This window comes from Pseudomonas sp. GL-RE-29, assembly GCF_019947275.1.
Lineage (GTDB): Bacteria > Pseudomonadota > Gammaproteobacteria > Pseudomonadales > Pseudomonadaceae > Aquipseudomonas > Aquipseudomonas fluorescens_A.
In genome coordinates, this window is the sequence record NZ_JAGYGD010000035.1 from 26,694 (window position 1) to 45,827 (window position 19,134).

17 protein-coding genes are annotated in these 19,134 nt (G+C 60.8%); 5 read left to right on the plus strand and 12 right to left on the minus strand.

Annotation, left to right across the window (positions count from 1 at the left end):
* Nucleotides 1-119 precede the first annotated feature (119 nt).
* Nucleotides 120-1,175 (minus strand): haloacid dehalogenase-like hydrolase, encoded by a 1,056-nt coding sequence (locus KGB21_RS23925; RefSeq protein ID WP_223506916.1) that lies wholly within the window; start codon nt 1,173-1,175, stop codon nt 120-122.
* Nucleotides 1,176-1,415: 240 nt separating this feature from the next.
* Between KGB21_RS23925 and KGB21_RS23930 the strand changes: the two genes are divergently transcribed.
* Entirely contained in the window at nt 1,416-2,807 is a 1,392-nt protein-coding gene (locus tag KGB21_RS23930) for an L-cystine transporter (RefSeq protein ID WP_223506917.1), read from the plus strand.
* 115 nt (nt 2,808-2,922) lie between these two features.
* Here the strand turns inward: KGB21_RS23930 and KGB21_RS23935 are convergent, their stop codons facing one another.
* Entirely contained in the window at nt 2,923-3,435 is a 513-nt protein-coding gene (locus KGB21_RS23935) for a dihydrofolate reductase (protein WP_223506918.1), read from the minus strand.
* 85 nt (nt 3,436-3,520) lie between these two features.
* On the opposite strand from KGB21_RS23935, the gene KGB21_RS23940 reads away from it, so the two are divergent.
* Both KGB21_RS23940 and KGB21_RS23945 read left to right on the plus strand, forming a co-directional pair.
* Nucleotides 3,521-4,891 carry a DUF2868 domain-containing protein gene (locus KGB21_RS23940; protein ID WP_223506919.1) on the plus strand — a complete coding sequence of 457 codons (1,371 nt, stop codon included), beginning with the start codon at nt 3,521-3,523 and terminating at the stop codon, nt 4,889-4,891.
* On the plus strand, nt 4,884-6,248 hold the full coding sequence (locus KGB21_RS23945; RefSeq protein WP_034147584.1) for a GTPase/DUF3482 domain-containing protein: 1,365 nt from the start codon (nt 4,884-4,886) through the stop codon (nt 6,246-6,248). The genes KGB21_RS23940 and KGB21_RS23945 overlap by 8 nt, the downstream gene beginning before the upstream one ends.
* Nucleotides 6,249-6,372: 124 nt before the next feature.
* On the opposite strand, the gene KGB21_RS23950 is transcribed toward KGB21_RS23945, so the two are convergent.
* The 7 genes from KGB21_RS23950 to KGB21_RS23980 all read right to left on the minus strand — a co-directional run bounded on the left by KGB21_RS23950 (nt 6,373) and on the right by KGB21_RS23980 (nt 14,845).
* Nucleotides 6,373-6,840, minus strand: a complete 468-nt coding sequence (locus KGB21_RS23950; protein ID WP_223506920.1) for a hypothetical protein — start codon at nt 6,838-6,840, stop codon at nt 6,373-6,375.
* A 43-nt stretch (nt 6,841-6,883) separates the two neighbouring features.
* Entirely contained in the window at nt 6,884-7,450 is a 567-nt protein-coding gene (locus tag KGB21_RS23955; RefSeq protein WP_223506921.1) for a phosphonate degradation HD-domain oxygenase, read from the minus strand.
* Between the two features lie 161 nt (nt 7,451-7,611).
* On the minus strand, nt 7,612-8,637 hold the full coding sequence (locus tag KGB21_RS23960; protein WP_034147587.1) for a putative 2-aminoethylphosphonate ABC transporter substrate-binding protein: 1,026 nt from the start codon (nt 8,635-8,637) through the stop codon (nt 7,612-7,614).
* A 38-nt stretch (nt 8,638-8,675) separates the two neighbouring features.
* Nucleotides 8,676-10,400 (minus strand): putative 2-aminoethylphosphonate ABC transporter permease subunit, encoded by a 1,725-nt coding sequence (locus KGB21_RS23965; protein WP_223506922.1) that lies wholly within the window; start codon nt 10,398-10,400, stop codon nt 8,676-8,678.
* Nucleotides 10,400-11,476, minus strand: coding sequence for a putative 2-aminoethylphosphonate ABC transporter ATP-binding protein (locus KGB21_RS23970; protein WP_223506923.1), 1,077 nt, complete (start codon nt 11,474-11,476; stop codon nt 10,400-10,402). Before KGB21_RS23970 ends, KGB21_RS23965 begins: the two co-directional genes overlap by 1 nt.
* 227 nt (nt 11,477-11,703) lie before the next feature.
* A complete protein-coding gene (locus KGB21_RS23975; RefSeq protein WP_223506939.1) occupies nt 11,704-12,567 on the minus strand; it encodes a LysR family transcriptional regulator in 864 nt (287 codons plus the stop codon).
* A gap of 16 nt (nt 12,568-12,583) precedes the next feature.
* The gene (locus KGB21_RS23980) at nt 12,584-14,845 is read right to left on the minus strand and encodes a heavy metal translocating P-type ATPase (protein ID WP_223506924.1); all 2,262 of its coding nucleotides are present in this window, start codon (nt 14,843-14,845) and stop codon (nt 12,584-12,586) included.
* 85 nt (nt 14,846-14,930) lie between these two features.
* Between KGB21_RS23980 and cadR the strand changes: the two genes are divergently transcribed.
* On the plus strand, nt 14,931-15,380 hold the full coding sequence (gene cadR, locus KGB21_RS23985) for a Cd(II)/Pb(II)-responsive transcriptional regulator (protein WP_223506925.1): 450 nt from the start codon (nt 14,931-14,933) through the stop codon (nt 15,378-15,380).
* A 137-nt stretch (nt 15,381-15,517) separates the two neighbouring features.
* Here cadR and KGB21_RS23990 read toward each other — a convergent pair whose 3' ends face one another.
* The 3 genes from KGB21_RS23990 to KGB21_RS24000 all read right to left on the minus strand — a co-directional run bounded on the left by KGB21_RS23990 (nt 15,518) and on the right by KGB21_RS24000 (nt 18,209).
* Nucleotides 15,518-16,489, minus strand: coding sequence for a thymidylate synthase (locus KGB21_RS23990; protein ID WP_223506926.1), 972 nt, complete (start codon nt 16,487-16,489; stop codon nt 15,518-15,520).
* 48 nt (nt 16,490-16,537) lie between these two features.
* The gene (lgt, locus tag KGB21_RS23995; protein ID WP_034147593.1) at nt 16,538-17,350 is read right to left on the minus strand and encodes a prolipoprotein diacylglyceryl transferase; all 813 of its coding nucleotides are present in this window, start codon (nt 17,348-17,350) and stop codon (nt 16,538-16,540) included.
* Nucleotides 17,351-17,426: 76 nt separating this feature from the next.
* Nucleotides 17,427-18,209, minus strand: coding sequence for a sulfite exporter TauE/SafE family protein (locus tag KGB21_RS24000; RefSeq protein ID WP_034147594.1), 783 nt, complete (start codon nt 18,207-18,209; stop codon nt 17,427-17,429).
* Nucleotides 18,210-18,342: 133 nt separating this feature from the next.
* Between KGB21_RS24000 and KGB21_RS24005 the strand changes: the two genes are divergently transcribed.
* Nucleotides 18,343-19,089 (plus strand): NRDE family protein, encoded by a 747-nt coding sequence (locus KGB21_RS24005; protein WP_223506927.1) that lies wholly within the window; start codon nt 18,343-18,345, stop codon nt 19,087-19,089.
* Nucleotides 19,090-19,134 lie beyond the last annotated feature (45 nt).

The following is a 19,134-nucleotide window of genomic DNA, read 5'->3' on the forward strand; positions in this document are numbered from 1 at the left end:
TTTGATCTTGTTTCTTGAAATCAAAGTCAAAAGATCGCAGCCTGCGGCAGCTCCTACAGGGGATTGTGTCGTCGCTCGGTTGTAGGAGCCGGCTTGCTGGCGATGCAGGCACCTCGGTGTTACTGAATCTCTTGCGGTGTGACGATCACCCAGTTCTTGTCCGCCGTCACCGGCAACCCTTCCTTGGCCTGCGCCGCAGCGTGCTTGGCCATCATGCCCTGGATCTGGGTCATGTACTTGTCCTTGCGGTTGACCCACAAATGGATGCCGCCCTTGGCCACGTCGACATCGTGAAACAGCATGTAGCCGTCGCTGGTTGGCGTATCACCGCCCACCAGCACCGGTTTCTTCCACTCATCGATGTAGGTCAGGATCGCCGCGTGCTTGCCGGCCATCCAGGTCGCCGGGGTCCACAGGTACGGGGTCAGTTCGAGGCCGAGGTTGGCCTTCTCGTCATACTTGCCGGCAGTGATTTGCTTGCGTGCGGTGGTCAGCTCGCCAGTCTTTTGGTCCTTGAGCAGCAGCGACACGCCGATCACGTTCTGCGGTTTGACGTTGTAGCCGTACTTCGGATCGGCCGCGACCATGCGCACCAGTTCTTCGGAGGCGGCGGTCATCACGTAGACCTCGATGCCGTTTTCCATCAGCTTGTTGTACAGCTCTTGCTGGCCGGTGAAGATTTTCGGCGGGTTGACGTCCAGCTTCTTGACCACATCGCCTTCGTAATACGTGGCAGGCACCGGTTTGCCGGACGCCATCAACTCGTCGACATAGCCCTTGAGTTCCTGGAGCGTGAAGCCGGAGAACACTTGGGCCACCCATGGATAACACACCATGTCGTCGACTTCACACAGGCGGTAGTAATAGCTGAACAGGCTTTCCTTGTGGTCGGCGGTGTCCTTGAACGGCATCAGCTTCAGGGAGGGGTCGAGTTTGTCACGGGTGATCAGGCCCTTGTTCTCCATGAAGGGCAGCAAAGACTCTTCGAGGTCGTAGCGGTAACTGGTGTTGTCCATGTCGAACACCGCGTAGTTACCCTTGTTGGCGTTGGCCGCGATCATCACGTCCAGCGCCTTGGCCTGATCGGCTGGCCAATGTTTCAAATCCGTAGCAAATACCTGCCCGGCGAGGCCAAGACAAATCGCAGCAGCCAAAAATTTCGGTGCGAACCTCATTGGCATATCTCCCTGAATGAAAGACATCGACGCTAACAAATTAGTGTGACAGTCCTCGTCTGTCAGCGACCGCCAGCGTGCCTTTCGCGCCAGCTGCATCCCCCACAGCGACATTGGCTTATTCCAAAAACGACAGTCATCAGACGTTTTTGATATTAATTCATTGGAAATCAAGCTGTTAGGCTTGCCGGTTCGCGGTTGCCCAAGGGTGCAACCGGCACAAGTCTTATCGGAGTCTTCATGAATCTGCCGCTGATCCTCAATCTGCTGGTATTCCTCGCGTTACTTTTTGGTCTCGCACAAACCCGCCACACCACCTGGAGCCTGGCGAAAAAAGTCCTGCTCGCTTTGGTGCTGGGCGTGGCGTTCGGTGTGGCGCTGCACACTGTCTACGGTGCCGGCAGCCCGGTGCTGAAAGCCTCGATCGGCTGGTTCGATCTGGTGGGCAACGGTTACGTGCAGTTGCTGCAAATGATCGTGATCCCGCTGGTGTTCGCCTCGATCCTCAGCGCTGTGGCTCGTCTGCACAACGCCTCGTCGCTGGGCAAGATCAGTTTCCTGACCATCGGCACGCTGCTGTTCACCACCGCCATCGCGGCGCTGATCGGCATCGGCCTGACCAACCTGTTCGGCCTGACCGCCGAAGGCCTGGTCGCCGGCACCCAGGAAATGGCGCGCCTGCAAACCATCCAGACCGATTACGCCGGCAAGGTCGCCGACCTCAATGTGCCGCAGCTGCTGCTGTCGTTCATCCCGCAAAACCCGTTCGCCGACCTGGCGCGGGCCAAGCCGACGTCGATCATCAGCGTGGTGATCTTCGCTGCGTTCCTCGGTGTCGCGGCGCTGCAATTGCTGAAGGATGACGCGGAAAAAGGTCAGAAAGTGATCAACGCCATCGACACTCTGCAAGCCCTGGTGATGCGCCTGGTGCGTCTGGTGATGAAGCTGACGCCCTACGGCGTGCTGGCGCTGATGACCAAAGTGGTCGCCGGTTCCAACCTGCAGGACATCATCAAGCTCGGCAGTTTTGTCGTGGTTTCCTACATCGGCCTGGGGCTGATGTTTGTAGTCCATGGCCTGTTGGTGTCGGCGGCCGGGATCAATCCGCTGCGTTTCTTCCGCAAGATCTGGCCGGTGCTGACGTTTGCGTTCACCAGCCGTTCAAGCGCCGCGACGATCCCGTTGAGCATCGAAGCGCAGACCAGCCGCTTGGGCATTCCACAGTCCATCGCCAGTTTCGCCGCTTCGTTCGGCGCGACGATTGGCCAGAACGGCTGTGCCGGTCTGTACCCGGCGATGTTGGCGGTGATGGTTGCGCCGACCGTGGGCATCAACCCGCTGGACCCACTGTGGATCGCGACGCTGGTGGCGATTGTCACGCTGAGTTCGGCCGGTGTGGCCGGTGTTGGTGGTGGCGCGACGTTTGCTGCGTTGATCGTGCTGCCGGCGATGGGCTTGCCGGTGTCACTGGTGGCGTTGCTGATTTCGGTTGAACCGCTGATTGATATGGGGCGCACGGCGTTGAACGTGAGTGGTTCGATCAGCGCGGGGGCGATTACCAGTCAGCTGATGCAACAGACGGATAAAGAATTGCTTGATGCGGATGAGCATTCGGCCTTGGCGCACGCTTAAGTAGCGCCTGATAGACCGCTATCGCTGTCAAGCCAGCTCCCACAAGGATCATGGTGTTCACACAATTTGTGTTTCACCTTCGACACTGTGGGAGCTGGCTTGCCAGCGATGCTTTTTAAGCCTTTTCCCAGACTTCGAAGTTGTACGCCGGCTTATCCCCTTCTGCCGGATTCGGCACATTGGAAACCAATTTCCATTGGCCCAAATCAAACTCCGGAAACCACGCATCCCCTTCCGGGCCCAACGCCACGCGCGTCAGGTACAAACGATCCGCATGGGCCATCCCTTGCGCATACAACTGCGCGCCGCCAATCAGCATCAGCTCATCGACGCCTTGTTCCTTCGCCCATTCCTCGGCGCGTACCACCGCGGCTTCCAGCGACGGATAAACCTCTGCGCCTTCGAGCACCAGGTCCGCCTGACGGCTGACCACGATGTTCAAGCGCCCCGGCAGCGGGCGACCGAGGGAATCCCAGGTCTTGCGCCCCATGATGATCGGCTTGCCAAGCGTGGTGGCCTTGAAGTATTTGAAGTCCCCCGGCAAGTGCCAGGGCATGCTGTTGTCGACGCCGATCACACGGTTTTCACCGAGGGCTGCGATCAGGCTGAGGGGGAGTGATTTAGTCATGTTGGCGAGGATACCAGAGCCTCGCTTTCGCCGATAAGCGCCACAACGGTTATGCTCACAGCTCATTTGAGCGACGGGATGCCGCGTGACTGAACTGAATAACCTCTGGCTGACAGAAACCATCCGCCTGCGCGAAGAACACGCAGGTCCCCTGGAGGATCTGGAAGCCAACCGACTGGCCCGCAGCGCTGGCGGCGATTTGCCGTCGCGCATTCAACGCCGCGCCCTGTGGCTGGCGGACCGCGATGGCCTGAGCGATGCGCTCAAACACTGGCTGCAAGGTGCACGACTGGCGCTGCTCGTCATGGCGGTGCTGGCCGTGGTCAGCGGCGCCGGCCTGGCGTTTGCCGCACTCGGCGACGGCCAAACACCGGTGAACGTGTTCTGGGCTTTGGGCAGTCTGCTCGGGCTGAACCTGATTCTGCTGCTGAGTTGGGCCTTGGGCCTGGTGTTTGCCGGCGAACACGGCGCAACACTGGGACGCTTGTGGCTGTGGCTCAGCGAGAAACTCGCCCGCGACGCCAAAGCCGCGCAATTGGCGCCGGCGCTACTGCTGCTGTTGCAGCGTCAGAAACTCAATCGCTGGGCCATCGGCGTGCTGGTCAACGGCTTGTGGCTGCTGGCGATGCTCAGTGCGCTGGTGATGTTGCTGACGTTGATGGCGACCCGGCGCTACGGTTTCGTCTGGGAAACCACCATTCTCGGCGCCGATACTTTTATCGCCCTGACCCAAGCCCTCGGCGCGCTGCCGGCAACGCTTGGCTTCAGCGTTCCAACCGTGGACATGATCCGCGCCAGTGGCGATGCCGCGCTAAACATCGAAAGCGCTCGCCAGGCCTGGGCGGCGTGGCTGGTGGGCGTGTTGCTGGTCTACGGGGTTTTGCCGCGCCTGCTGTTGGCGCTGTTTTGTCTGTGGCGCTGGAAATCCGGGCAAGCTGCGTTGCATCTGGACTTGAACCTGCCCGGTTACGCGCAACTGCGCGAACGGTTGATGCCCACCAGCGAACGTCTGGGGATCAGTGATGCGGCGCCTGAGCAACTTCATCGGGTCGAAAGTGGCGTCAGCGAACAGCAAAGCGACGGTGCGCTGTTGGTCGCCATCGAACTGGACGACGACCGCCCGTGGCCGCCGCAATTGCCGAACAACGTGAGCAACGCGGGCGTTCTCGACAGCCGCGAATCGCGGCACAAATTGCTCGAACAACTGAGCCGCTTCCCTCCGGCGCGTCTGGCGATCGCCTGCGATCCACGGCGCTCGCCGGATCGCGGCAGCCTCGCATTGATTGCCGAACTGGCTCGCAGCGCCAGCGCCACCCGCGTCTGGCTGCTGCAAGCGCCGCCCGGTGAAGCGCTGGACGCCGACCGCCTCGGCGATTGGCATGCGGCGCTGCAACAGCTTGAGTTGCCGTTCGCCGATTGCGCACCGTTGAACTGGCTGGAGACGGGTCATGACTAAGCCGTTGAAACTTGCCGTGGTCGGTCACACCAATGTCGGCAAAACCTCGTTGCTGCGTACCCTGACCCGCGATGTCGGATTCGGCGAAGTGTCCCATCGCCCCAGCACCACGCGGCACGTCGAAGGCGCACGCCTGTCGGTGGACGGCGAACCGCTGCTCGATCTCTACGACACGCCGGGCCTGGAAGACGCCATCGCCCTGCTCGATTATCTCGAACGCCTGGAACGGCCCGGCGAAAGACTGGACGGCCCGGCGCGACTGGCCCGCTTCCTCGATGGCAGCGAAGCGCGGCAGCGTTTCGAACAGGAAGCCAAAGTCTTGCGCCAGCTATTGGCTTCGGACGCCGGTCTCTATGTGATCGATGCCCGGGAGCCGGTGCTGGCCAAGTATCGCGATGAGCTGGAAGTGCTCGCCAGTTGCGGCAAACCGCTGCTGCCGGTGCTGAATTTCGTCAGCAGCGCCAACCATCGCGAACCCGCGTGGCGTGAAGCGCTGGCGCGGCTGGGTTTGCATGCTCTGGTGCGTTTCGACAGCGTCGCGCCCCCGGAAGATGGTGAGCGTCGACTCTATGAAAGCCTCGCGCTGTTGCTGGAAACCGCGCGGCCGCAACTGGAACGTTTGATCGCCGATCAGCAAGCCCAACGCCTGGCGCGTGAACAAAGTGCCGCGCGGCTGATTGCCGAATTATTGATCGATTGCGCAGCCTGTCGACGCAGCGTGGTCAGCGAAGCCGAGCAGGAACAGCAAGCCATTAGCGAACTGCGCAAAGCGGTGCGCCAACGGGAACAGCGCTGCGTCGAGTCCCTGCTCAAGCTTTACGCGTTCCGCCCGCAGGATGCTGCCGCCAGCGATCTGCCGCTGCTTGATGGCCGCTGGGGCGATGACCTGTTCAACCCCGAAACCCTAAAACAATTGGGCGTGCGAGTCGGTGGCGGCATCGCTGCCGGGGCCGCCGCCGGAGCCGGAGTCGATCTGCTGGTCGGCGGCATCACCCTCGGCGCCGCCGCACTGGCGGGTGCCATCGCCGGCGGTGCCCTGCAAACCGCCCGCAGTTATGGCAGCCGCTTGCTCGGCAAGCTCAAGGGCCAGCGCGAGCTGACCGTCGATGACAACGTGCTGCGACTGTTGGCCCTGCGGCAACGGCAACTGTTGCAAGCGCTCAATGCTCGCGGGCACGCGGCGATGGACAGCATTCAGGTGGCCACGCCCCAGGACAAGACCTGGCGCGAAGGCAAGTTGCCCGAGGCCCTGAACAAGGCCCGGGCGTATCCGCAGTGGTCGTCGCTCAACCCGCATCCGAAGCTGAATCAGGCGGAGCGGCAGGAGCAGATCGAGGTTCTGGCGCAGCAGTTGTAGAGGTCGGACTGTTTGTATTGTCTGGACTGGCCCCATCGCGAGCAGGCTCACTCCCACATTGGAATGCGTTCCCCTGTAGGAGTGAGCCTGCTCGCGATGGCCGTGACGCGGTTTCGAACATTGATCACTGCCGATCCAACTTCAGGTATTCCCGCACCAACGCATTGACCCGAGTCCGATCCGTGCGATTGGCACGGCCGTCGTTGTCCACATCGGTGCACAGCACATTCTCGAAAGCGCCATCGTTGTCGAGGTCATGAACAGCAGCCTTGTAGGCAATGTTCGAACCTTCATGGAAATGCAGCCGCACCGAGTCCGGCGATCCGTCGGCGGTGGGGTTCAGCGAAAACATACGCAGATGCCGTTCCTCACCTTCACCGTCGTTGAACCATCTGCACTTGAAGTAATGAGCGCCGAAGGTTTTCAGCCGCAGAACTTCATCGTCCGTCGCTTCACGCAGCCATTGTTCATCTTGAAAAAACTGCAACCGCAGCGTATCTGCAACCCCTTTTCCGCTTCGATCCTGTGCAATCACCTTCAAAAAACGCATCCATTCGCCTCCTTGGGAAAAGCTCAGCTTGAGCGCTGCCAACAAGGCGAACCATGCGCGTTTTCTCTATCCGCCGTCAGACTCTTCAGCAGACCTCGCGGGACAAGACGGCGACGGCCTTGCGCTTCAACACGCCAAGATCAATCACCGGCACATGCATCTCCTTGGCCAGCTCATCCCACTGCCGCATGCGCAAACTGACCTCACACAACGGGTCCTTTTCAAACACCTGCGCCTCAGCCTCAGTCATCACCCCTCCCTGATATTCCAGGGTTCGGCGACTGGCTTCGCTCAAGCGCTCGTAATAACCAGGCTCCCTGAGCGTCAGATAACGCTTGGCCTGAACGTGGTACTCCACCAGACGCGCCATGCGCTCACTGAATCCAATGTTGCGCAGGTAGTCGGCGCCCAGACGCTCATGGCTGACCACACCGAAACCGCCCATGTTTTCGGCGTTCTCGGCGCAGATATGCCCGATGTCGTGAAAGAACGCCGCCAGGACCACTTCGTCATCGAAGCCCTCGGCCATCGCGTATTGCGCGGCTTGGGACATGTGTTCGATTTGCGACACTGGCTCGCCGATGTAGTCGCTGGCGCCAAAGCGTTCGTACAGGGCGAATACCTCGGCGATCACTTGTTCGTTGCGGCCCATCGAAAATCCCCCAATCAGTGAAATTTGTGGTGAAGGGTAGACCGCTATCGCTGGCAAGCCAGCTCCCACAGGGTTCACTGGTGTTCACACATTTTGCGTTTAACCTCGTCCATTGTAGGAGCTGGCTTGCCAGCGATGAGGCCCGTCAGCCAATAAAGAGCTTACTTGGCCGCCACTTTCTCGGACTTGCCGTCATAGCGCTTGCGCCATTCGGTCAGGATTTCATCGCGGTTCTTCGAGGCCCAGGCAAAGTCGTTCTTGATCAAACGTTGCTCATAGTCCGCCGGCAATTCGGTCTGCGGCTTGGCGATGCCGGGTTGAGCGAGGACGGCGAAGTTTTCTTTGTACAACTCCATCGCCTCGGGGCTGGCAGAGAAGTCAGCCAGTTTCTTCGCTGCGTCTTCGTGTGGCGTGCCTTTGATCACAGCCGTCGCTTCGATCTCCCAACCCAAACCTTCTTTCGGCAGGATGATGTCCAGCGGCGCACCCTGGCGTTTCAGCTGAACGGCCGGGTACTCGAAGGAAATACCGATCGGGAACTCGCCCGCCGCTGCCAGTTTGCAAGGCTTGGAACCGGAGTGAACGTACTGGCCGATGTTCTGGTGCAGGCCATCCATGTACGCCCAGCCCTGTTTCTCGCCGAAGGTTTGCAGCCAGGCGCTGACGTCGAGGAAACCGGTACCGGACGACGCCGGGTTGGGCATGACGATCTTGCCTTTGTACTCAGGCTTGGTCAGGTCCTGCCAGCTCACCGGTTTGCTCAGTCCCTGCTTCTCCGCTTCGACGGTGTTGAAGCAAATGGTCGCGGCCCAGACGTCCATGCCGACCCAGGCTGGCGGGTTGGCGGCGTCGCGGTAGTTGCCGCCGATCTTGCCCAGGTCTTTCGGCGCGTAGCTTTGCAGCATGCCTTGCTGGTCGAGGATCGCCAGGCTCGAAGCGGCCAGGCCCCAAACGGCATCAGCTTGCGGGCGTTCTTTTTCGGCCAGCAGTTTGGCGGTGATGATGCCGGTGGAGTCGCGTACCCATTTGATCTCGACGTCCGGGTTGGCCTTTTCGAAGGCTTCTTTATAGGTCTTCAGTTGTTCGGCTTCGAGGGCGGTGTACACCGTCAACTCGGTTTTCGCCGCGAAGGCGTTCAGGCTGAAAGCGGTGAGGACAGCAGCGGCCAGGGCCAGGGGCTTGAACATGATCTTTTCCTGTTTTGAGTTGAGGGGTTATACGGAAATCAATGACCGGGCGCGGTCTGCCGCCAGGCCTGTGAGCGGCGCAACAAACCGCGCGAAGCCCAGGCCAGCAGCAGCGAGACGCCCGCCGAGGTGAACAGAATCAGGGTCGACATCGCCGCCGCGCCGCCGACGTTACCGGCGTCGTCCATGTTCAGCACCGCCACCGCCGCGAGGATGGTGTCGGGGCTGTAGAGGAAGATCGCCGCCGAAACGGTGGTCATGGCCGAGACGAACAGGTAGCGCACGATGTCCAGCAGCGCCGGCAGGCAGATCGGCATGGTGACGCGCAGGTAGTGTCGGTACAGCGGCGCCTTGAGCGACAACGCGGCAGCTTCGAACTCGGCATCGAGCTGGCGCAACGCAGTGGTGGCGGTCATTTGCGCGGTGGTCAAATAATGAGCAATGGTGCAGACCACCAGCAGGGTCATGGTCCCGTAGAGCACGTGCAGCGGGTTGCCGGTGAGGTTGAAGAAGAAAACGTAGCCCAGCCCCAACACCAGACCCGGCACTGCCATCGGCACGAAACTGAGCATGCGCAGGGTCAGGTTCAGTCCGCGTTGGCCCCTGGTTTTTTCCATCAGGTAGGCGCCGGTAAAAATCAGCACGCTACCGATCAGCGCCGTGCACAAGGCCATCTTCACGCTGTTGCCGTAGGCCAGCCAGCCACCGCCTGCGGTGTCGTTGAATTGGTAATGGTTAAGCGACAACGACAGGTTGTACGGCCAGAACTTCACCAGCGACGAGAACACCGCCATGCCGAACACCAGCAGCAACGCTGCACTGATCAACAGGACGATGACCAAGTAGCAACCGTCGCGCAGCGTCGACGGCACCGGTTTGAACACTTGCGCCCGGCCGCTCATGGAATCGCCGTGTCGGCGACGCAACCAGGCATCGACACCGAAGCTGAACAGCGCCGGCAGCAACAGCACCATGCCGATCAACGCACCGCGACCGAATTGCTGTTGGCCGACCACGGCTTTGTAAGCCTCCAGCGCCAGCACTTGGTAGTCGCCACCGACCACCACCGGCACACCGAAGTCGGTGATGGTCAGGGTGAACACCAGACAGAACGCGGCGAACACCGCCTGACGGGTCGCTGGCCAGGTGATGCTGCGGAAGGCTTTCGCCGGACTGGCGCCCATGCTGGAAGCGGCATCGAACAGTCGCGCATCCGCTAGAGACAATGCCGACAGCAAAATCATCAAAGCGTGTGGGAAGGTGTAGATGACCTCACCCAGAACAATGCCCCAGAAGCCGTAGATATTGTCCGAGAGCAAACCGCGCAGCATGCCCTGGTTGCCGAACAGGTAAACCAGTGCAATCCCCGGCAGCATCGATGGCGCCATCAGTGGCAGCAACGAGATGCCGCGCCAGATGCCCTTGCCCGGAATCATTGTGCGTTGCAGGGCGTAGGCAAACAGGTAAGCCAGCGGTACGACGATGGCCGCAACGCTGAGGGAAACCTTCAAACTGTTGCCCAGCAACCAGTGGAAGTTTTCACTGGTGACCAACTCACGAGCAGCGACCCAACCACCGCCCTGCCCGGCCTCGGAACTGAAACCTCGCCAGAAAATCGCCAACAACGGCATCAGCACCGCGACGCCGAGCAACACCAGCAAAAGCACTTTGCCGCCCACCACAAAGATCCGGTCGCCGATCTCGGCGCGAGAAACCTGCCGAACCTGCTTGTGCGGAATCGGCAGCGCGATGTTCGCGCTCATCAGGCAAACACCTGCAGGCTGCGCGGCGGCAAGGCGACCATGATTTGCTGCGAGCCCAGGCGCGGCATGGCTTCCGGCGCCAGTTCGGCCAGCAAGGCATGGCCCGGCAGTTGATCGAGTTCAAAGCTCATGCGGCAGCGGTTGCCGAGGAACGTGATCTCGCGAACCTTGGCCGGGAACAGGTTTTCTTCGTGCACCGGCGGGTTGACGTTGATCGCTTCGGGGCGGCAGAACAAACGGCCCGAAGCGTTCTTGGCGCTGCCGTCAGGCAGGCGCAGGTTCATCCCGCCGACCTGAGCGTGACTCTCGCTGTTGCGCTGGAACGGCAGCCAGTTGCCCTGGCCGACGAACTCCGCCACGAACGGCGTGGCCGGGCGGTTGTAGATTTCCTGCGGCGTGGCGTATTGCTCGACCTTGCCGTTATTCATCACGGCGATGCGGTCGGCCATCAGCATGGCCTCGTCCTGATTGTGCGTGACCATCAGGGTGGTGACGCCGAGGTTGCGTTGCAGTTGACGCAATTCGGTGCACAGATGCTCGCGGACCCGAGCATCGAGGGCCGACATCGGTTCGTCCAGCAACAGCAGCGAAGGTGCCGGTGCCAGGGCGCGCGCCAGTGCTACACGTTGCTGCTGACCGCCGGACAACTGGCCGGGATACTTTTTCTCACTGCCGCTCAGGCCGACCAGTTCCAGCATCTGACCAACACGCAGGCGCACTTCATCGCGACCGCTGCCGGTGAGGCCGTAGGCAATGTTCGCCTCGACGGTGAGATTGGGGAACAACGCGTAGGACTGAAACAGAATCCCGTAGTCCCGGGCCTGCGGCGCCAAATGGGAAACGTCTCGATCACCGAGGTACAGCTCGCCGCTGTCCTGCTTTTCCAGACCGGCGATGCAGCGCAGCAAGGTGGTTTTACCGCAGCCCGAAGGGCCGAGCAGGCACACCAGTTCGCCAGCCGCCACGTCGAGGGACACGTTGTCCAGCGCAGTGAAGGCGCCGAAGCGTTTCTGCACGCCGCGCACTTTCATCGGCGCACCGGGGTTGGTCAGGGCAGTTGCGATCGCGTTGTTCATGGACAGGCCTCATCTAGCAGATTAAGCCATCCTAGGGTTGTAATGAGTCCGTCATATGGCAGTAAGGCAAAAACGGCTGATAGTGGTATTCGAGGATTTTGGATGAGCACGTCAAGCAATGATTAATCTGTGGCGAGGGAGCTTGCTCCCGCTGGACTGCGCAGCAGGCCCGATTTTTGGGGCCGCTTCGCGACCCAGCGGGAGCAAGCTCCCTCGCCACAAAAGATCTATGCCGGAGACATTTCCTGGGCCAACCCCAGAAACGCCGCCGGCAACCGCGCGCCTTTTCGCTCCTTGAGGCAGTACAAATACTCCGGCAGCAAAGGCGCATTCTCGATGGTCAGCACCCGCAACTGCGGATCGTGCGGCACTTCCTGGCGGGCTATGAGGCTGATGCCGATGTTGCGCAGCACCGCCTCGCGGATCGACTCGCGACTGCCGATCTCCAGCAACGGCCCGATACTGACTCCGGCGCCAGCCAGCAACTCTTCGGTCATGCGCCGGGTGGTCGAACCCGATTCACGCATCAACAAGGTATGCCCCGCCAACGCGCTGAGCGGCACATGGTCGTGCACCGCCAATGGATGATTGCGATGCACCGCCAGCACCAGCGGATCGCTGCCGAGCACCCGCCGGATCAGCCGCGCATCCTCTAGCAACTGCGAGGACGCCGCGACATCCACCCGGTATTCCTCCAGCGCTTCGAGCACCTGCTGGGAATTGCCGATCTCCACCGACACTTCCACCTGCGGCAGGCGCTCGCGAAAGGTCTTCACCAGGTCGAGGATGTAATAAGGAGCCGTGGCCGCGATGCGCAACGTGCCCTGGACCTGACCGCTGTTACGCAGGAAAAACTCGATGTCGGCTTCCTGCTGCATCAGCGCCTTGACCATCGGCAACAGCCGCGCACCTTCATCACTGACACTGAGGCGACGACCGCCGCGGTAGAACAGTTCAACCGAGTACTGACTTTCGAGATTGCGAATCTGCGTCGTCACCGTGGGTTGGCTCAAGCCGAGCTTCTTCGCCGCCAGGGTGATGCTGCCCAGGCGGGCCACCATGTAAAACGCCTTCAGCTCGGCACTCAGCACAACCATCCCTCATCGTCTATTTACGCAACAGGCGCAAACCGTTGAACACCACCAACAGGCTAACGCCCATGTCGGCAAACACCGCCATCCACATGGTAGCGAGCCCGGCGAAGGTTACCCCAAGAAAGATCGCTTTGATCACCAAGGCCAATGCGATGTTCTGTTTGAGGATGCTCGAGGTCTGGCGCGACAGACGAATGAAAGCCGGAATCTTGCGCAGATCGTCGTCCATCAAGGCGACATCCGCGGTTTCGATGGCGGTATCGGTGCCCGCAGCGGCCATGGCGAAACCAATTTCTGCGCGTGCCAGTGCCGGCGCATCGTTGATGCCGTCTCCGACCATGCCGACGTGATGGCCCTGTGCATAAAGTGCTTCGATGGCTTGCAGCTTGTCGGTCGGCAGCAGATCGCCTTGCGCCTGATCGATACCGACTTGCGCGGCAATCGCCTGGGCGGTGTGGACGTTGTCACCGGTCAGCATCAGGGTTTTGATACCCAGGTCATGCAGTTGCTGGATCGCCTCGCGGCTGGATTCTTTCACCGTATCGGCCACGGCGAACAGCGCCAGCGGGCCGGATGAGTCGAGCAGCAGCACCACGGATTTGCCCTGTTTTTCCAGGGCGAAGAGCTTCTCTTCCAATTCCGGCGAGCACAGGTTCAGCTCTTCCACCAGCCGATGGTTGCCCAAGTGATAGGTCTGACCGTTTATTTCACCGCGCACCCCGCGACCGCCCAGTGCTTCGAAGTTATCCACAATCAACGATGCGTGTTGTTTATCCACAGCCGCATTGGCGATAGCCAGCGACACCGGGTGATCCGAGCGAGCGGCCAGTGCTGCGGCAATCGCCGGAACCGTTGCTTCGGTTGCGGGATCGAGTGACAGGTAATCGGTCTGCACCGGTTTGCCGTGGGTGATGGTTCCAGTTTTATCCAGCGCCAGAAAATCGAGCTTGTAACCGCCCTCCAGATAGACGCCGCCCTTCACCAGAATGCCTTTGCGCGCCGCTGCGGCGAGACCGCTGACGATGGTCACTGGGGTGGAAATCACCAGCGCGCATGGGCACGCCACCACCAGCAACACCAGTGCGCGATAAATCCAGTCGAACCACAATGCGCCCATCAACAGCGGCGGAATCACCGCCACTGCGAGGGCGAGGATGAACACCGCCGGGGTATAGATTTTCGAAAACTGGTCCACGAATCGCTGGGTCGGCGCCCGCGCGCCTTGGGCCTGTTCGACGGCGTGAATGATCCGCGCCAGAGTCGAATTGCTCGCCGCAGCCGTCACGGTAAATTCCAGAGAACCGGCCTGGTTGATGGTGCCCGCGAACACCTTGTCGCCGATGCTCTTCTCCACGGGCAGGCTTTCACCGGTGATCGGCGCCTGATCAATGGTTGAACTGCCTGACACAACTTCGCCGTCCAGACCGACGCGCTCACCGGGCCGTACCCGCACCCGCGCACCGAGATCGATAGTCTTAACGTCTTGCGCCATCCAGCTGCCGTCGGCCTGCAACACCGTGGCCTGCTCTGGCGTCATCTGCATCAGGCCGCTGATGGCGTTGCGCGCCCGGTCCAGGGATTTGGCTTCGATCAATTCGGCAACAGTAAACAGGAACATCACCATCGCCGCTTCCGGCCACTGACCGATCAGGATCGCGCCGGTGACCGCGATGCTCATCAAGGCGTTGATGTTCAGATTGAGATTTTTCAGGGCGATCCAGCCCTTCTTGTAAGTACCGAGGCCACCGCTGAGGATCGAGATCAGTGCGATGACCGCCACCACCCAATTCGGCGCGGCGCCGGTGAAGTGGATCACCTCGGCCAGCAGTGCGCCGACACCGGACAGCGCCAGTGGCCACCAGTGTTTTTTCTCCGGCGCCGGGGCGGGCGTTTCAATGCCCTGCTCCAGCGGCTCGGCGTGCATGCCGAGGGACTTGATGGCGTCGATGATCGGCGAGGTGCTCGGCAAGTCGTGGGTCACGCCCAGTACCCGGTTGATCAGGTTGAATTCCAGTTGCTGCACGCCCGCCAGTTTGCCGAGCTTGTTCTGGATCAGTGTTTGCTCGGTCGGGCAGTCCATGGCCTCGATGCGGAAACTGCTCAGCTGCGCGCCGGCGGTCGGCGTTTCGCTCAACTTGATCAACGACGGCGCCGCCGCTTTGGCGGAACAGCAGGAATCCCCGTGGCCGCCATGCGCGTGTTTCTGCACAGGCTGCAGTTTGTGGCTGTGATCGTGATCAGCCTCGGGTTTGTGGATGTGAAGGGAATCGCTCATCGGGTCGCGTCCTTGAAGGTGCCTGTTGCCAAGTAAAGACCCTGTAGCCACTATAGGGTCAAGCACCCATTTGGAGACTGCCGTCATGAAGATTGGAGAACTGGCCAAAATCACCGACTGCGCCGTGGAGACCATCCGCTACTACGAGCGCGAAAACCTGCTGCCCGAGCCGGCCCGCAGCGACGGCAATTACCGCGTCTACACCCAGGCCCACGCCGAGCGCCTGACCTTCATCCGCAACTGCCGCACCCTCGACATGACCCTCGAAGAAATCCGCAGCCTGCTGGCGTTTCGCGACAGTCCGCAGGATCAATGCGAGAGCGTGAATGCGCTGATCGATGAGCACATTCACCACGTCAGGGCGCGGATCGATGGTTTGCTGGCATTGCAGGCACAACTGCTCGACCTGCGCCAACGTTGTGGCGAAGGGCCGGATGTCGATCAATGCGGGATTTTGCAGCGGTTGGAAGTCAGTGGCGGAGTTGTGGCGACAGAAGTAGAACACTCCCATGTGGGCCGCAGTCACGGCCATTAAAAACACCGCATCACACTGTAGGAGCTGCCGAAGGCTGCGATCTTTTGATCTTGATCTTCGGTCGCGTCAACGTTGCACAAGATCAAAAGCCTAAGATCAAAAGATCGCAGCCTTCGGCAGCTCCTACAGGGGGTGTGTCAGACCGCCATTGGCGCGGTCATGGGTGCGTGGTGCTCGTAGCCTTCCAGCGAGAAATCGCTCGGCTCCACCAACTCCAGCCACTCCGGCTGATATACACCCGTCTCGGCAAACGCCGGCACACGATCACTGATCACCAGTTTCGGCATCGGGAACGGCTCGCGCTTGAGCTGTTCATTGAGCATGTCCAGGTGGTTTTCGTAGACGTGGGCGTCGCCGATGAAATAGGTGAACCAGCGCGGCGTGTAGCCGGTCAGGCGACCGATCAGGCTCAGCAGCGCCGCGCCTTCGGTGAGGTTGAACGGCGTGCCCAGTCCCAGGTCGTTGGAACGGATGTAGAGGGTCAGGGAAATTTCCTTGGTCTCGACATTCGGGTGGAACTGGTACAGCAGATGGCATGGCGGCAGGGCCATTTCATCGAGTTGGGCGACGTTCCAGCCGTGGAACAGAATACGACGGCTGCCCGGGTCCTTGATGATGGTGTCGACGCACTGGCGCACCTGGTCGATGGCTTTGTAGAGCACCACGTAGGCCTGGCCGTCTTCTTCGCCTTCGGCGATCTGGCGGTAGCCTTGCTTCAGGGTCTGCTCGATGGCGGCCGGGTTGCTGACCGGGATCTGCTTGTACGCCGGCCACTTGCGCCATTGCACGCCGTAGATCTCGCCGAGATCATCCTCGCCCTGGCGGAACGGGTTGGCCAGCCACTGGGCATTTTCGTTGGCGTTCTGATCCCAGACTTTGCAGCCCAATGCGCGGAATTCAGCGGCATTGTTCACGCCACGCAGGAATCCACACATTTCGCCGATGGCGGATTTGAAGGCCATCTTGCGGGTGGTGATCGCCGGAAAACCTTCCTGCAGGTCATAACGCAGCATCGCGCCGGGAAAGCTGATGGTGTTCACGCCGGTGCGGTTGGCCTGTTTGGTGCCGTTCTTGATGACGTGGGCGACCAGTTCGAGATATTGCTTCATGAGTTACCTGTGTCCTTGAACCCGCAGCCGTCGCTGCGGGATTCGAATTTATACGGCGGCCGCTGGAGTCGCCGGGGCGCGGTGATACGCCAGCCAGATCAGGAACAGCCCGCCAACGATCATCGGTACGCACAGCACCTGACCCATGGTCAGCCAGTTCCAGGCCAGATAGCCCAGTTGCGCGTCCGGTACGCGGACGAATTCGACGATGAAACGGAAGATGCCGTAGAACAGCGCGAACATCCCCGACACCGCCATGGTTGGCCGCGGCTTGCGCGAGAACAGCCAGAGGATCAGGAACAGCGCGACGCCTTCCAGGGCGAACTGATACAGCTGCGACGGGTGACGCGGCAACTGCGCCGGATCGCTGAACGGCGGGAAGACCATCGCCCACGGCACGTCGGTCGCCTTGCCCCACAACTCGGCATTGATGAAGTTGCCGATGCGCCCGGCGCCCAGGCCAATCGGCACCATCGGTGCAACGAAGTCCATCAGCTGGAAGAACGACTTGTTGTTCTTTTTGCCGAACCACAACGCCGCCAGCATCACGCCAATGAAACCGCCGTGAAACGACATGCCGCCCTTCCACACTTCGAAAATCAGCGTCGGGTTGGCCAGGTAAGCGTGCAGATCGTAAAACAGCACATAACCCAAGCGGCCGCCGACAATCACCCCCATCGACATCCAGAACACCATGTCGGAGAGTTTCTCCTTGGTCCAGGTCGGGTCGAAGCGGTTCAACCGGCGGGACGCCAGCAGCCAGGCGCCGCCGATACCGATCAGGTACATCAGGCCGTACCAGTGGATTTTCAGCGGACCGATGGCCAGGGCCACCGGGTCGATCTGCGGGTAAGGCAGCATTGCGACTCCTCATGAGTTCAAATCAATTCCCGGGCGACGCTGCCACCTCAGGATTAAGCCAGGATTGTGTTGCGCGTCAGAGCAGGAAACTCAGGCCGACGCAGAACAGCAAAGCGGCAAACAGTCTTTTCAGCAACTTCGGCGACAACCGGTGGGCCAGCTTCGCGCCGAGACGGGCAAAAACCATGCTGGTCAGGGCAATGCCCAGCAGCGCCGGCAAATAAATAAAACCGAGACTATGGGCCGGCAGCAACGGATCGTGCCAGCCCAGAATCATGAAACTTAATGCACTTGCCAAAGCGATCGGCAAGCCGCAGGCCGATGAGGTCGCCACGGCTTGCTGCATCGGCACGCTGCGCCAGGTCAGGAACGGCACGGTCAGCGAACCGCCGCCAATACCGAAAATTGCCGACGCCCAGCCAATCACACTGCCGGCCAGGGTCAGACCGACTTTACCCGGCACCGTTCGGCTGGCCTTGGGCTTGACGTCCAGCGCCAGTTGCGCGGCGATGACCAAGGCGAACACACCGATGATTTTCTGCAAATTCGGCCCGGAGATCGCTTCGGCGGTCAGTGCACCAAAACCGGCACCGATCAGAATGCCCACGGTCATCCAGACGAAAATCGGCCAGCGGACCGCGCCGCGACGGTGATGCTCGCGCACGGCGTTGACCGAGGTGAAGATGATCGTCGCCAGGGACGTGCCGACGGCCAGGTGGGTCAGGATCGACGCATCGAAACCTTGCAGGGTAAAACTGAACACCAGCACCGGGACAATGATGATCCCGCCGCCCACGCCGAACAGCCCAGCCAGCACCCCGGCACAAGCGCCGAGCGCCAGATAGAGCAGAAATTCCATGCTGTTTCCCCACCCATCCCCAAAACCGGAGCGGCATGGTAACGGATGCATGGCCTTGCGCTCCACTGGATGGCGATGGATACCCGCACGATGACTGCGTAGAGTGGGTAAAAAAACACACAAGGACAGCCTTATGTGCCTGATTGTTTTCGCTTGGCGACCGGGTCACGCCCAGCCGCTGATTGTCGCGGCCAACCGCGATGAATTCTATGCCCGCCCCAGCCTGCCACTGGCGCAATGGCCCGAAGCGCAGCATGTGCACGCCGGTCGTGACCTGGAGGCGGGCGGTACCTGGCTTGGCGTCGGCGCCAACGGGCGCTTCGCCGCGCTGACCAACATCCGTGATCCGCTTCAGCCGCCGGGGCGCCGTTCTCGAGGTGAATTGGTCGCGGGTTTTCTCAGCAAAGACATGCCCATTGACGACTATTTAGACGACGTTGTCGCCCGTTCGCCCGAATATGGCGGTTTTAACTTGCTGATCGGCAACAACAACGAGCTGTGGCATTTCAATGCGCGGGAATCGGAAGCGGTGATGTTGCCACCGGGGGTTTACGGGCTGTCGAACGCCGGGCTGGATACGCCGTGGCCGAAACTGCTGAAGGCTCGGGCCGCGTTGAGCGAAGTGCTGGATGATCCACAACCTCAAGCGCTGTTGGCCTTGCTAAACGATCCGCAGACCGCACCGTTCGCCGAACTGCCGGACACCGGCGTGGGGCTGGCGACCGAGACGCTGTTGTCGAGTGTGTTCATTGCCAGCCAGAGCTATGGAACGCGGGCGAGTACGGCGTTGATTGTTCAGGCAGATGGCACGCGGCATTTGGTCGAACGGAGTTTCGGGCCGTATGGCGGGCATTTGGGGGAAGTGGAAATTTTAGTTTAGGCGGTGGCTGGACTGGCCCCATCGCTGGCAAGCCAGCTCCCACAG

Coding starts and splice junctions, on each gene's coding strand:
- KGB21_RS23925 (WP_223506916.1), bottom strand. CDS start 1,175: ATGAGGTTCGCACCGAAATTTTTGGCTGCTGCGATTTGTCTTGGCCTC.
- KGB21_RS23930 (WP_223506917.1), top strand. CDS start 1,416: ATGAATCTGCCGCTGATCCTCAATCTGCTGGTATTCCTCGCGTTACTT.
- KGB21_RS23935 (WP_223506918.1), bottom strand. CDS start 3,435: ATGACTAAATCACTCCCCCTCAGCCTGATCGCAGCCCTCGGTGAAAAC.
- KGB21_RS23945 (WP_034147584.1), top strand. CDS start 4,884: ATGACTAAGCCGTTGAAACTTGCCGTGGTCGGTCACACCAATGTCGGC.
- KGB21_RS23955 (WP_223506921.1), bottom strand. CDS start 7,450: ATGGGCCGCAACGAACAAGTGATCGCCGAGGTATTCGCCCTGTACGAA.
- KGB21_RS23960 (WP_034147587.1), bottom strand. CDS start 8,637: ATGTTCAAGCCCCTGGCCCTGGCCGCTGCTGTCCTCACCGCTTTCAGC.
- KGB21_RS23965 (WP_223506922.1), bottom strand. CDS start 10,400: ATGAGCGCGAACATCGCGCTGCCGATTCCGCACAAGCAGGTTCGGCAG.
- KGB21_RS23970 (WP_223506923.1), bottom strand. CDS start 11,476: ATGAACAACGCGATCGCAACTGCCCTGACCAACCCCGGTGCGCCGATG.
- KGB21_RS23980 (WP_223506924.1), bottom strand. CDS start 14,845: ATGAGCGATTCCCTTCACATCCACAAACCCGAGGCTGATCACGATCAC.
- cadR (WP_223506925.1), top strand. CDS start 14,931: ATGAAGATTGGAGAACTGGCCAAAATCACCGACTGCGCCGTGGAGACC.
- KGB21_RS23990 (WP_223506926.1), bottom strand. CDS start 16,489: ATGAAGCAATATCTCGAACTGGTCGCCCACGTCATCAAGAACGGCACC.
- lgt (WP_034147593.1), bottom strand. CDS start 17,350: ATGCTGCCTTACCCGCAGATCGACCCGGTGGCCCTGGCCATCGGTCCG.
- KGB21_RS24000 (WP_034147594.1), bottom strand. CDS start 18,209: ATGGAATTTCTGCTCTATCTGGCGCTCGGCGCTTGTGCCGGGGTGCTG.
- KGB21_RS24005 (WP_223506927.1), top strand. CDS start 18,343: ATGTGCCTGATTGTTTTCGCTTGGCGACCGGGTCACGCCCAGCCGCTG.